11 protein-coding genes are annotated in these 12499 nt (G+C 35.6%); 6 read left to right on the top strand and 5 right to left on the bottom strand.

Annotated features, from left to right (window positions below):
* Positions 1–7: 7 nt before the first annotated feature.
* Positions 8–316, bottom strand: coding sequence for a type IV secretion system protein VirB3 (locus BJB63x_RS02410; protein WP_078718838.1), 309 nt, complete (start codon positions 314–316; stop codon positions 8–10).
* Positions 317–631, bottom strand: coding sequence for a TrbC/VirB2 family protein (locus tag BJB63x_RS02415; RefSeq protein ID WP_078718837.1), 315 nt, complete (start codon positions 629–631; stop codon positions 317–319). It lies immediately after the preceding gene.
* A 353-nt stretch (positions 632–984) separates the two neighbouring features.
* Here BJB63x_RS02415 and BJB63x_RS02420 point away from each other — a divergent pair, with 353 nt between their 5' ends.
* Positions 985–1764, top strand: a complete 780-nt coding sequence (locus BJB63x_RS02420) for a hypothetical protein (RefSeq protein WP_236823870.1) — start codon at positions 985–987, stop codon at positions 1762–1764.
* A 128-nt stretch (positions 1765–1892) separates the two neighbouring features.
* Here BJB63x_RS02420 and glnA read toward each other — a convergent pair whose 3' ends face one another.
* From glnA to uvrA, 3 genes are all read right to left on the bottom strand, one after another.
* Positions 1893–3302, bottom strand: coding sequence for a type I glutamate--ammonia ligase (glnA, locus tag BJB63x_RS02425; RefSeq protein WP_078718860.1), 1410 nt, complete (start codon positions 3300–3302; stop codon positions 1893–1895).
* 56 nt (positions 3303–3358) lie between these two features.
* On the bottom strand, positions 3359–3697 hold the full coding sequence (locus tag BJB63x_RS02430; protein ID WP_078718861.1) for a P-II family nitrogen regulator: 339 nt from the start codon (positions 3695–3697) through the stop codon (positions 3359–3361).
* Between the two features lie 239 nt (positions 3698–3936).
* Positions 3937–6852 carry an excinuclease ABC subunit UvrA gene (gene uvrA, locus BJB63x_RS02435; RefSeq protein WP_078718862.1) on the bottom strand — a complete coding sequence of 972 codons (2916 nt, stop codon included), beginning with the start codon at positions 6850–6852 and terminating at the stop codon, positions 3937–3939.
* Between the two features lie 223 nt (positions 6853–7075).
* Between uvrA and ssb the strand changes: the two genes are divergently transcribed.
* From ssb to BJB63x_RS02460, 5 genes are all read left to right on the top strand, one after another.
* Positions 7076–7585 (top strand): single-stranded DNA-binding protein, encoded by a 510-nt coding sequence (gene ssb, locus BJB63x_RS02440; protein WP_078718863.1) that lies wholly within the window; start codon positions 7076–7078, stop codon positions 7583–7585.
* A 396-nt stretch (positions 7586–7981) separates the two neighbouring features.
* On the top strand, positions 7982–10753 hold the full coding sequence (gene gyrA, locus BJB63x_RS02445; protein WP_078718864.1) for a DNA gyrase subunit A: 2772 nt from the start codon (positions 7982–7984) through the stop codon (positions 10751–10753).
* Positions 10754–10786: 33 nt separating this feature from the next.
* Positions 10787–11293 (top strand): pantetheine-phosphate adenylyltransferase, encoded by a 507-nt coding sequence (gene coaD / locus BJB63x_RS02450; protein ID WP_078718865.1) that lies wholly within the window; start codon positions 10787–10789, stop codon positions 11291–11293.
* Complete coding sequence (locus BJB63x_RS02455; protein WP_078719631.1) at positions 11290–11895, top strand: peptidylprolyl isomerase; 606 nt, start codon at positions 11290–11292, stop codon at positions 11893–11895. Before coaD ends, BJB63x_RS02455 begins: the two co-directional genes overlap by 4 nt.
* 4 nt (positions 11896–11899) lie before the next feature.
* Positions 11900–12409, top strand: coding sequence for a peptidylprolyl isomerase (locus BJB63x_RS02460; protein WP_078718866.1), 510 nt, complete (start codon positions 11900–11902; stop codon positions 12407–12409).
* Positions 12410–12499: the final 90 nt, after the last annotated feature.

A 12499-nucleotide genomic window follows, 5' to 3' on the forward strand; every position in this document is an offset into this window, starting at 1 on the left:
GTCTCACTTAATTTAATTCCTTATAAGTTCGGATAAGGCGTAAAGGAGATGTAGACCCTCCACCCCATCTTGTCAGGTTCTTTTGTTTACCTCGAGTATTGAGCCAAGCAAATAAAACACGAAATTGGTTATGATCGCGTTTTATGATTTCACGTAAGATAAAGTGCAAACCAACGCCAAAACCAATCATTGAGAAACTGCTTGTAATGATAAAAAGTGTAGATATTGTCATGACATTCAATGCCATAGCTTCCACCGTAACTCCAGCAAACATAGCTGGTCTTGTGCAGGCAAGAAAAAGGGTATCTTCATTCATTTATGATGTCGTTCCTTTTAATAAAGTAACAAAGGCAGAAGCACCAAAAACAATGCCAATACCAAGAACACAGTATGCTGCTTTGCGTAAATCAATAACACCATACATCCAGCCAATACCCACAATAGCAACACATATAGTTGCAATGAGCTTCGCTGTATTACCTGTTATCATACCAACAATAGCTTGCAAAACAGTATCAAGCGTCCCCAGACCACTAACAGCAGTATCAGCATAAGCTGGATTTAACATAACAAGCATTGTAAAAAATAGCGTAGTGATAATAAAACAGATCTTAGATACATCGTTTGTCATTTAACCTCTCTTCAAAAAGAATATTGATTATATATTGACATCCTCTTATCTCTAAAAGTTAAAGACCTCTAATATGAAAGACTTATAATTTTTAAGTCCCTTTGATTATGAATAGTTTATCAAAAAGCCTTTATTTAAAATCCTCTACCTAAGAGAAAGAAAATTTAAACCGTTAAAGTTTGATATGAATATTGTTATTTTATCAAAATGACAATATCAAGAGTGTAAAAATAATGTTTTTCTTTACAAAATGTGTTTAATTTGCAACAAATGCTGTTGAAAACTTCTCTTCAAAGGCAAAGAGATGATGCATAAAAATTTTACTTTCTATAGAAACAATAAGGATTCGGCAAATGCGATTTAAACCGATTATTATTGTCTACATTGTCTGTTCTTTAGCATTATGGATAATAAGCCAAAATCAAAACACAACAAATTTAAATATTTTTGAAACATTAAAAATGAAAGAAAACCAAGACATAATTAATATGTATCTCGAAGAAAATAAACTACTTGAAGCCGATATTCAAAAAAAGGTAAAAGAAAATAAACAAAATCTCAACTGGATAAATAGTGATCCAAATAATCATAATGTCGTATTTAATGGTATTGCATCTGTTACTAGCGGTGTGACATTCAAATTGATAACCAGTGCCGAAAAACCTCAGCATCAACCTATCATCCGAAATATTCACTTATATGGCGTAGATACATGTGCACCTCGTCAAAAAGCAGAATTAAATAACCAAGAATGGCCATGTGGAGCTGTTACAACAGCTTGGCTAGTCACTAAAACTCTAGGACAGAACATATCTTGTAAGCAAGCTATCATCGAAAAAAAAATCCACTACGCGCAGTGCTTCGTCCAAGGCGTCGATCTAGCTGAAATAGGACTGGAAGAAGGTATGCTCATAATATCAAAAGACAATCAATATCCAATTCCAACAACATATCTAAGCGCTGAAAAAAACGCACAAAATAATAAAATCGGCCTATGGTCAAGCAATTTTATTGATCCCATACAGTGGAAGAAAAATTATGGATCTTACAATCCTTTCGACAATTATAATGTGGAAATGAATCCCTTAAACTTCAAAACACAAAATTATAATAATAAATATAACTATAAATAAAATTACAATACATTTTCTAAAAAAATTGACTAAACCTTTGATATAAAACCAGTTGTCTAATGACAATTGAGATTATTCAAAGGTACATTATTCCATAATAATGGAGGCAAAAAACCTCCATTATTGCATTAAACAGAATAATACATATCAAATTCAATAGGATGAGGTGCTGTTTCATAACGCAGAACTTCTTTCATTTTTAATTCAATAAAAGAATTAATTTGGTCGTCATCAAAAACATCTCCCGATTTAAGAAAATTCCGATCTTTATCAAGACATTCAAGTGCTTCACGTAAACTCCTTGAAACTGTAGGAATGTTCTTGAGCTCTTTTGGAGGAAGATCATAAAGATCTTTATCCATAGCTTGTCCTGGATGAATTTTGTTCCTTATACCATCAAGACCCGCCATAATAAGCGATGAAAATGCTAAATACGGATTTGCTGCTGGATCTGGAAAACGAATTTCTATACGTTTTGAATGTGGCGAAGTATCAAATGGAATACGGCACGCTGCAGAACGATTGCGCGCAGAATAGGCAAGAAGGACAGGAGCTTCATATCCAGGAACCAAGCGTTTGTAGGAATTAGTAGATGGATTTGTGAAGGCGTTAATTGCTTTTGCATGCTTGATAATACCACCAATAAAAAATAAACAGGTCTCTGATAGTCCAGCATATTCATTTCCTGCAAATATTGGTTTTTTATCTTTCCAAATTGATATGTGAACATGCATACCTGAACCATTATCACCTAAAATTGGTTTGGGCATAAAGGTCGCTGTTTTCCCATAACTATGAGCAATTTGATGCACGGCATATTTAAAAATTTGCATTTTATCAGCTTCACGAACAAGTGTATCAAATCGAATACCCAATTCATGTTGTGCTGCGGCTACTTCATGATGATGTTTTTCAACATGTACGCCCATATCTTTTAGCGCGGTAAGCATCTCAGAACGCATATCTTGGCAAGAATCAATAGGAGGTACAGGAAAATAACCACCTCCCATACGTGGACGATGACCAAGATTGCCCATTTCATATTCAGTATCATCATTTGATGGATTTTCGCTTGAGTCGAGTTTAAAACCTGTATTGTAAGGATCAGTTTTATAGCGCACATCATCAAAGATAAAAAACTCTGCTTCTGGTCCTATATAGATTGTATCACCAATGCCTAAAGATTTCATATAAGCTTCAGCTTTTTTAGCAATAGAACGCGGATCTCTATTATAAAACTCTCCAGAAACAGGATCAAGTACATCACATAATATGATCAAAGTCGATTGAGCAAAGAAAGGATCAATATGAGCTGTTTCTGCATCTGGCATTAATACCATATCGGATTCATTGATTGTTTTCCATCCAGCAATTGAAGAACCATCAAACATAACACCATCGGTGAATGTATCTTCGCAAATTTCAGCAATATCCATTGTAACATGATGTAATTTGCCTTTTGGATCAGTAAAACGTAAATCGACAAAGCGTATATCATTATCTATAATTTGTTTAAGAATATCTGAGGCGGTTGTCATATTCAATTTCCTTATTGGATTGAGGTAAATAGAAAAGATAAAAAACTTTATAGATATTAAAGAGCATCAGTGCCAGTTTCACCAGTGCGGATACGAATAACATCATCGATAGGTAAAACAAATATTTTTCCATCTCCTATATGTTTTGTTTGAGCTGCTTTACGGATTGCTTCAATTGTTTTCTCTAAGATTTCATCGGTAACAACAACTTCAACTTTTACTTTAGGTAAAAAATCAATAACATATTTAGCGCCTCGGTAAAGTTCTGTCTGTTCTTTTTGACAACCAAAACCTTTTGCTTCTGTTATTGTGATACCTTGTAGACCAATTTCTTGAAGCGCTTCTTTTACTTCGTCAAGCTTGAAAGGTTTTATGATGGCTTCAATTTTTTTCATACTGAAATTATCTCCAACGATTTATTTTGTAAATTTATATAACATATTTACGATAAAGAGACGGACCCAAAAGTATTTTCTTCACGAAAAAATCAAAAATAATGTAATTTATATTTTTGTTAGAAAAAATATAGTGCTAATTACTTTAAATAGGATAAAAATATAAAATTTATAAAAGGTAATAATAGTATAAATATAAGGCATTTTTTAAATAAGTATTTGATAATTTTATGACCTATTTAAGATTTTGGATTATGCAAAGATCGACGTAGCAAGAGCTCTTTTAGAAATTTTCCAGTATAAGAACAGGGCACATTAATGATATCTTCAGGACGACCAATAGCAACAATTTCGCCACCATTATCCCCACCTTCTGGTCCTAGATCAATAATCCAGTCAGCTGTTTTTATGACTTCAAGATTATGTTCAATAACTGCAACTGTGTTGCCTTGCTCGACGAGTTCATGGAGTACTTCAAGAAGTTTGGAAATATCGTGAAAATGTAAACCAGTTGTTGGTTCATCTAAGATGTAAAGTGTACGACCAGTTGTTTTACGTGAAAGTTCTTTAGCAAGTTTTACGCGCTGAGCTTCACCACCAGAAAGTGTTGTGGCTTGTTGCCCGATTTTAATATAACCAAGACCAGCTTTAACAAGAATTCCTATTTTGTTGTGAATAGTAGGAATAGCTTGGAAAAATTCTTCTGCTTTTTCGACTGTCATATCAAGTATATCAGCAATAGATTTTCCTTTAAATTTCACTTCAAGTGTTTCTCTATTATAGCGCTTCCCTTGGCATACATCACAAGTAACATAGACATCAGGTAAAAAATGCATTTCAATTTTGATAACACCATCTCCTTGACATGCTTCACAACGTCCTCCTTTAACATTGAATGAGAAACGTCCAGCTTGATAACCGCGAGTTTTTGATTCCGGGAGTTCTGCAAACCAGTCACGAATCTGAGTAAAAATCCCAGTATAAGTTGCCGGATTAGAGCGTGGGGTGCGTCCAATAGGTGATTGGTTGATATCAATTACTTTGTCAATAAATTCTAATCCTTCAATTTTATCGTAACTTGCTGGGGTTTGATGACTTCCCATGATATGACGCGATGCAGCTTTGAAGAGGGTTTCAATAAGAAATGTTGATTTTCCTCCGCCTGAAACGCCAGTTATGCAAGTAAAAGTTCCGAGAGGAATGCTAGCACTGATATTTTTAAGATTATTACCCCTGGCGCCGATTACTTTAAGTGTTTTTGATTTTGATATTTTACGTCGTTGAGCAGGAGAACTAACTGTCATTTTTCCTGATAGGTATTGGCCTGTAAGCGAAGACGGATTATTTATAATTTCTTTTGGTGATCCTTGAGCTATGATTTTTCCACCATGAGCACCTGCAGCGGGGCCAATATCAACAACATAGTCTGCAGTGAGAATAGCATCTTCGTCATGTTCAACAACGATAATTGTATTTCCAAGATCACGTAGATGACATAGCGTCTTTAAAAGGCGTTCATTGTCACGTTGGTGTAGACCAATGGATGGTTCATCTAACACGTATAAAATACCTGTGAGACCAGAGCCAATCTGTGATGCTAATCGAATACGCTGACTTTCTCCACCTGAAAGTGTACTTGAATTTCTGGATAAGGTAAGATATCCAAGTCCCACACGGTTCAAAAATGCTAAGCGCTCACAGATTTCTTTTAAAATTCGTTTTGATATATTGCGCTGTTTTTCATTGATATATTGATGAACGTTTGAAAACCAATCACTTGCTTTTAAAATGGAAAGTTCGGATATCTGCCCAATGTGCATTCCATGAATTTTGATAGCGAGTGCCTCTGGTTTTAAACGGTAACCATTACAGGCTGGACACGGTGAAGAAGACATATAAGGTTCAATTTCTTCACGAAAACGTGCAGAATCTGTTTCTTTCCATCTACGCTCCATGTTCGGAATAACACCTTCAAAGACTTTTTTTGTAGTATAAGAGTGTGCACCATTTTTATAGAAAAAAGAGATCTCTTTTGTTTTTGTTCCGTATAAAATAGCATGTTGTGCTTCATTTGAGAGCATATGCCATTTATCTGTGAGTTTAAATCCATAAACTTTGCCCAATGCTTCTAAAGTCTGATGATAATAAGGCGAGGATGATTTAGACCAAGGAGCAATAGCTCCAGCTTTTAAAGTAAGATTTTCATTGGGTATGATTCTTACTGGATTAATTACTTTTTTTGTACCAAGTCCACCACAAGCAGGACAAGCACCAAAAGGGTTATTGAATGAAAATAAGCGTGGTTCAATTTCAGGAATTGAGAATCCAGATATAGGACAAGCAAGTTTTTCTGAAAAAATGAATCGTTTGTGGGTTTCATTTGTTGATTTATTGACAGCTCCTTTTACAGTTTCATTTTCTGTTAAAGGTTGATCTGTCATTTCAGCAATTACAAGTCCATCTGTTAATTGTAAGCAAGTTTCTATACTGTCAGCTAGCCGAGAAGTGATATCATTGCGCACGATAATGCGGTCTACTACTATATCTATATCATGTTTATATTTTTTATTAAGAGGAGGGACATCAGCTATTTCATAAAATCTTCCGTCAACTTTTGCACGTTGAAATCCTTTTTTTAAAAGTTCTGTTAACTCTTTTTTATATTCACCTTTTCTTCCTCTAACTAAAGGTGCCATAATAAAAATTCGAGTACCTTCTGGAAGAGACATAATTTGGTCAACTATTTGACTCACTGTTTGACTTTTAATAGGGAGATCCGTAACAGGTGAATAAGGAATGCCTATACGAGCAAAGAGCAGGCGCATATAATCGTAGATTTCAGTGATAGTACTAACTGTCGAACGGGAATTGCGACTAGTTGTTTTTTGTTCGATAGAGATAGCTGGGGAAAGCCCGTCTATTTGGTCAATGTCTGGTTTATGCATCATTTCCAGAAATTGGCGTGCATAAGTGGAAAGACTTTCAACATAACGACGTTGGCCTTCGGCATAAATTGTGTCAAAAGCTAAAGATGATTTTCCTGAACCGGAGAGTCCCGTTATGACAATAAGTTTATCACGAGGGAGGTCAAGATCAATATTTTTGAGGTTATGTTCACGTGCGCCGCGAATAGAGATATATTTTTGAGGAGACATGTTAATCCTTGGCGTATATGACAAAAATTGAGCACTAAATGTGAAATAAGGTTATTTCTTTTAAATTACAATGTGTTCAATCGTTATATTAAGCGGAAAATGGAATTTTTGGTAAATGGATAAAGGAGGATAGCAGTTTTTTATTTTATATGATGAAATAAACTATACGCTGTTGTTAGCTTTTGTTATAATGCGAATGGTTTAAAATTGTGGAGTTTATACAATGGCTGGGAGCCTTAATAAAGTTATTTTGATTGGTAATCTTGGTGCGGATCCTGAAATCCGCCGTTTGAATTCTGGTGATCAAGTAGCAAATTTACGTATTGCTACTTCAGAGAGTTGGCGCGATCGCAATACGAATGAACGTAAAGAGCGTACAGAATGGCACAATATTGTAATTTTTAATGAAAATCTGATTAAGGTTGTTGAGCAATATTTAAAAAAAGGGAGTAAAATCTATATTGAGGGTCAGTTGCAGACACGCAAATGGCAGGATCAAAACGGTAATGATCGTTATACAACAGAGATTGTTTTACAAAAATACCGTGGTGAATTACAAATGCTCGATAGCCGTGAAATGGGGAGTGGAGGGCAAATATCTAGTGTAAAAGATCAAGTATCTGCTGTAAATCAGTCAGGTAGTAGTTTTGATCAGAAAGATAATTTTGATCAGAAAAACACTCAATTAGAAGGAAATTTTTCACACCGATTAGATGATGATATTCCTTTTTGATAATCTTTATAAAATGCTATTGCTATTGTTATTATTAGAATTGTTCAAAGAGAGGGATAAATAAGATTTACCTTCTTAAGAGTATAATTAGCTTATTGTAGATGAAATGATCATAAGCGGTATTTTATTATTATGGATATTATAATTGGGTATGAAAATATTTGTTTGTTTTTTATTAAAAAGTGACGTAAAAGAAATATTCGTGTAGTCATTTGTTCTAATTTTTATTTAGGAGCACCCTCTTTACTCTTTTCATACACAATTTTTAATAAAAGCAAATAACATTTTGAAAATTATTATTAAATTTTTACTCTATTGTAGCGGGCTGAATTAGCATTTTGCAATTTTTTTCGATATAAAAGATCAAAGTGATTCTTTTTTGAAAGTATTAAAGTTGTGACCGATCTTACTACACAATCAGAACATGATGGGCTAACCGGTATTAAACCAGTTAGTATTATTGAGGAAATGCAACGCTCTTATCTCGATTATGCAATGAGTGTTATTGTATCGCGTGCATTACCCGATGTGCGTGATGGTCTTAAACCTGTTCATCGACGTATTCTTCATGCGATGAATGGAATGGGTCTTTCTTTTAATAGATCTTATCGTAAGTCGGCAGGTGTTGTTGGTGAAGTTATGGGGAAGTTTCACCCTCATGGTGATTCTTCAATTTACGATGCATTAGTGCGTATGGCACAGGATTTTTCCCTGCGAAATCCTCTGATTGATGGACAGGGAAATTTTGGTTCTGTTGATGGTGATCCTCCCGCAGCAATGCGTTATACAGAATGTCGTTTAGAAAAAGTTGCGGAAGAACTTTTAGCTGATATCGATAAAGAGACAGTTGATTTTCAGGATAATTATGATGGACGTGAGCGTGAGCCTGTTGTTTTACCGGCACGTTTTCCTAATCTTTTAGTCAATGGATCGGGTGGGATTGCTGTAGGAATGGCGACGAATATTCCCCCACATAATCTTGGTGAAGTCATTGATGCATGTGTTGCTTTAATTGATAATCCTACTATAACGCTTGATGAAATAATTGAAATTATTCCTGGTCCGGATTTTCCTACTGGTGGTATTATTCTTGGTCGTTCAGGTATTCGTTCAGCTTATGAAACGGGACGTGGTTCAATTATTATGCGGGCTAAGGTTAATATTGAAGAAATTCGCAATAATCGACAGGCAATTATTGTAAGCGAAATACCTTATCAGATTAATAAAGCAACGATGATTGAGAAGATAGCTGAATTGGTGCGTGATAAACGCATCGAAGGAATCTCTGATCTACGTGATGAATCTGACCGAGATGGGTATCGGGTTGTTATTGAACTTAAGAGAGAAGCAGTTGCGGATATTGTTTTAAATCAACTCTACCATTATACACCATTACAAACGTCTTTTAGCTGTAATATGGTTGCATTGAATGGGGGAAAGCCTGAGCAAATGACGTTGCTTGATATGCTTCGTGCTTTTATTTCTTTTCGCGAAGAAGTGGTAAGTCGGCGAACAAAATATCTTTTGCGTAAAGCACGTGAACGTGCGCATGTTTTAGTTGGTCTTGCTATTGCTGTTGCCAATATTGATGAAATTATAGCGTTGATTCGCAAGGCACCTGATCCTCAGACGGCGCGTATACAATTAATGGAGCGACGTTGGTTAGCCGCTGATGTGGCATCTTTAATTAAGCTTATTGATGATCCTCGTCATGTTGTCCATGAGAATAAAACATATAATTTATCTGAAGAACAAGCTAGAGCTATTCTGGAATTACGTTTACAAAGACTTACTGCACTTGGACGTGATGAAATTGCTGATGAGTTGAATAAAATTGCGGTAGATATTACAGAATATCTTCATATTTTGGCATCACGTTTACGGATTATGGGCATTGTTAAGGATGAACTAAGCTCTCTTCGCGAAGAATTTGCAACTCCTCGACGCACTATCTTTGGTTTTGGTAATACTGAGATGGATAATGAAGATCTAATTGTGCCAGAAGATATGGTGGTAACGGTTAGCCACAATGGTTATATTAAACGTGTACCTCTGAATACATATCGTGCTCAGCGTCGTGGGGGGAAAGGGCGTTCTGGTATGTCCACAAAGGACGAGGATTTTGTAACTCGTTTATTTGTGAGTAATACACATACACCTGTTCTTTTCTTTTCATCACGTGGGATTGTTTATAAAGAAAAAGTTTGGCGTTTACCTATTGGTACACCGCAGTCGCGTGGGCGCGCTTTAGTCAATATGCTTCCTTTACAGGAGGGAGAACGTATAACAACAATTATGCCATTGCCGGAAGATGAAGCAAGTTGGAGCAAATTAGATGTTATGTTTGCAACAACACGTGGAACGGTACGCCGGAATAAATTATCAGACTTTGTTCAGGTAAATCGTAATGGTAAAATTGCCATGAAACTTGATGAGGAAGGAGATGAAATTTTATCTGTAGAAACTTGTACAGAGCATGATGACGTCGTTTTGACAACAGCCAATGGGCAATGTATTCGTTTTCCAGTTATTGATGTTCGTGTTTTTGCGGGTCGTAATTCGCTAGGGGTACGTGGTATCAATATGGTTGATGGTGATAGGGTTATTTCTATGACTATCTTAGAGCATGTTGAAGCAACATCGGTTGAGCGTTCTGTTTATATTAAACGTGCAATTAATGAGCGACGTGCTGCTGGTGCGGATGCGGAAGATGTTGTAATTGTTGATGAAGATGGAGAAGGAACAGAAACAGAACTAACAGATGAGCGTTATGCAGAGCTTGCTGCTCGTGAGCAAATGCTTTTAACAGTTAGTGAATTTGGGTATGGAAAGCGATCTTCTTCTTATGAATTTCGTATTTCAGGGCGCGGTGGAAAAGGAATTCGTGCAACCGATCCAAATAAAACTGCTGAAATCGGCAAGTTAGTAGCAGCTTTTCCAGTAGAAGCGCAAGATCAAATCATGCTAGTTTCTAATGGAGGACAGCTTATTCGAATTCCAATTGAGGGTATTCGTATAGCTGGTCGTTCTACAAAGGGAGTAACAATTTTCAATACAGCAAAGGGTGAAAAAGTTGTATCTGTTGAGCGTATTTCTGATCCTGAAGATGATGCGAACCAATTAGATAATGACAGTGAAAAACATTCTGGTACAGTTGATGTTAGTTAAGATAAATAACTTTAGAAGTATCGGAAAAAATAGATGACGGTTGCTCTTTATGCAGGGTCTTTCGATCCTATTACAAATGGTCACCTTGATGTTTTGCAAAGTAGTTTAATTTTCTCTGATAAAGTGGTAATAGCTATTGGTATACAAGCTATGAAAAAGCCATTTTTTAGTTTTGAAGAGCGTGTTGCTTTAATTGCAGAAGTGAGAAAAGATTTATTGAATATAAGTTCTGAGAGATTACAGGTTATTTCATTTGATAATCTTCTCATTGATAAAGCACGTGAAATTGGTGCCTCATTTCTTATTCGTGGATTGCGTGATAGTACTGATTTTGATTATGAAATGCAGATGGCAGGAATGAATGAAATGATGGCTCCTGAGTTGCGAACAGTTTTTTTACCAGCAAGTATTTCTAGCCGTATGATAAGTTCCTCATTGGTGCGTCAAATTGCAATTATGGGAGGTGATGTTACGCCTTTTGTTCCTCAAAATGTTGCACAAGCCTTGTATTTGAAATTTAAATCTTCAAGGATAGAATGATTGTGTTTTTTAGAATTTTTACTGTTTTAACATGTATTTTTTGCTTTTTTTTATTTAATGCTGCTGCAGATAATTATAATATTCTTGTTTTATCTCTTAAAGATGGTGATGTGATTATTCAGCTGCGTCCAGATCTTGCACCAAAACATGTTGCTCAAATCAAGAAACTAACAAAAGAAGGTGCTTATAACAATGTCGTATTTCATCGCGTTATTCCTGGTTTTATGGCACAAACTGGTGATGTGAAATTTGGAAAAAAAGATAGTATCGATTTTAATCTTAAAAATGTTGGTAAAGGTGGTTCAAATTATTCCGATTTACCAGCAGAGTTTTCAAAACAAACTTTTAAGCGCGGCACTGTCGGTATGGCTCGTTCACAAACTCTAAATTCAGCAAATTCTCAATTTTTCATTTGTTTTAATGATGCTACTTTTTTAAACGGTCAGTATACTGTTGTTGGAGAAGTTATAAAAGGGATGGAAGTTGTTGATAAAATTAAAAAAGGAACTGCAGATAATAATGGTTCTGTAAAAAATCCTGATATTATTAATGCTGCCTATTTGCAAATTGATAAAAAAGTAGAAGTAGAAATAAAGGAATAACACTATGGCCCAATTTCAAGATTCCGAAAATACCTTAATTCTTGAAACGACAAAAGGAAAAGTAGTAATTGGACTTTTTGCTGATTTAGCGCCTGGTCATGTTGTACGTATCAAAGAGCTTGTGCGTGAAGGCGCTTATGATAATGTTGTTTTCCATCGTGTTATTGACGATTTCATGGCTCAAACTGGTGATGTTCAGTTTGGCAAAAAAGATGGTGAGAAATTCAATTTATCACGTAGTGGTATGGGTGGTTCAGATAAACCGGATTTAAAGGCAGAGTTTTCGAATCTTCCTCATAAACGTGGCACAGTTTCTATGGCACGTAGCCAGAATCCAAATTCGGCTAATTCGCAGTTTTTCATTTGTCTTGCAGATGCTCCTTGGCTTGATCGCCAATATTCCATATGGGGACAAGTGCTTGAAGGCATGGAAAATATTGATAAGATTAAGCGCGGTGAACCTGTTGTGGATCCAGATGCAATTATTAAAGCCACAATTGCTGCAGATACTTAATGATATAGGGATGCTATGCAATTTGTGCATTTTTAATAATATGAGGGGCACATGTAAATATAATGTATTTTCATATATATAGAGTTTTCT

Origin of the sequence: Bartonella sp. JB63 (genome assembly GCF_002022665.1) — a bacterium.
Taxonomy (GTDB): domain Bacteria; phylum Pseudomonadota; class Alphaproteobacteria; order Rhizobiales; family Rhizobiaceae; genus Bartonella.

Coding starts and splice junctions, on each gene's coding strand:
- BJB63x_RS02410 (WP_078718838.1), bottom strand. CDS start 316: ATGAATGAAGATACCCTTTTTCTTGCCTGCACAAGACCAGCTATGTTT.
- BJB63x_RS02415 (WP_078718837.1), bottom strand. CDS start 631: ATGACAAACGATGTATCTAAGATCTGTTTTATTATCACTACGCTATTT.
- BJB63x_RS02420 (WP_236823870.1), top strand. CDS start 985: ATGCGATTTAAACCGATTATTATTGTCTACATTGTCTGTTCTTTAGCA.
- glnA (WP_078718860.1), bottom strand. CDS start 3,302: ATGACAACCGCCTCAGATATTCTTAAACAAATTATAGATAATGATATA.
- BJB63x_RS02430 (WP_078718861.1), bottom strand. CDS start 3,697: ATGAAAAAAATTGAAGCCATCATAAAACCTTTCAAGCTTGACGAAGTA.
- uvrA (WP_078718862.1), bottom strand. CDS start 6,852: ATGTCTCCTCAAAAATATATCTCTATTCGCGGCGCACGTGAACATAAC.
- ssb (WP_078718863.1), top strand. CDS start 7,076: ATGGCTGGGAGCCTTAATAAAGTTATTTTGATTGGTAATCTTGGTGCG.
- coaD (WP_078718865.1), top strand. CDS start 10,787: ATGACGGTTGCTCTTTATGCAGGGTCTTTCGATCCTATTACAAATGGT.
- BJB63x_RS02455 (WP_078719631.1), top strand. CDS start 11,290: ATGATTGTGTTTTTTAGAATTTTTACTGTTTTAACATGTATTTTTTGC.
- BJB63x_RS02460 (WP_078718866.1), top strand. CDS start 11,900: ATGGCCCAATTTCAAGATTCCGAAAATACCTTAATTCTTGAAACGACA.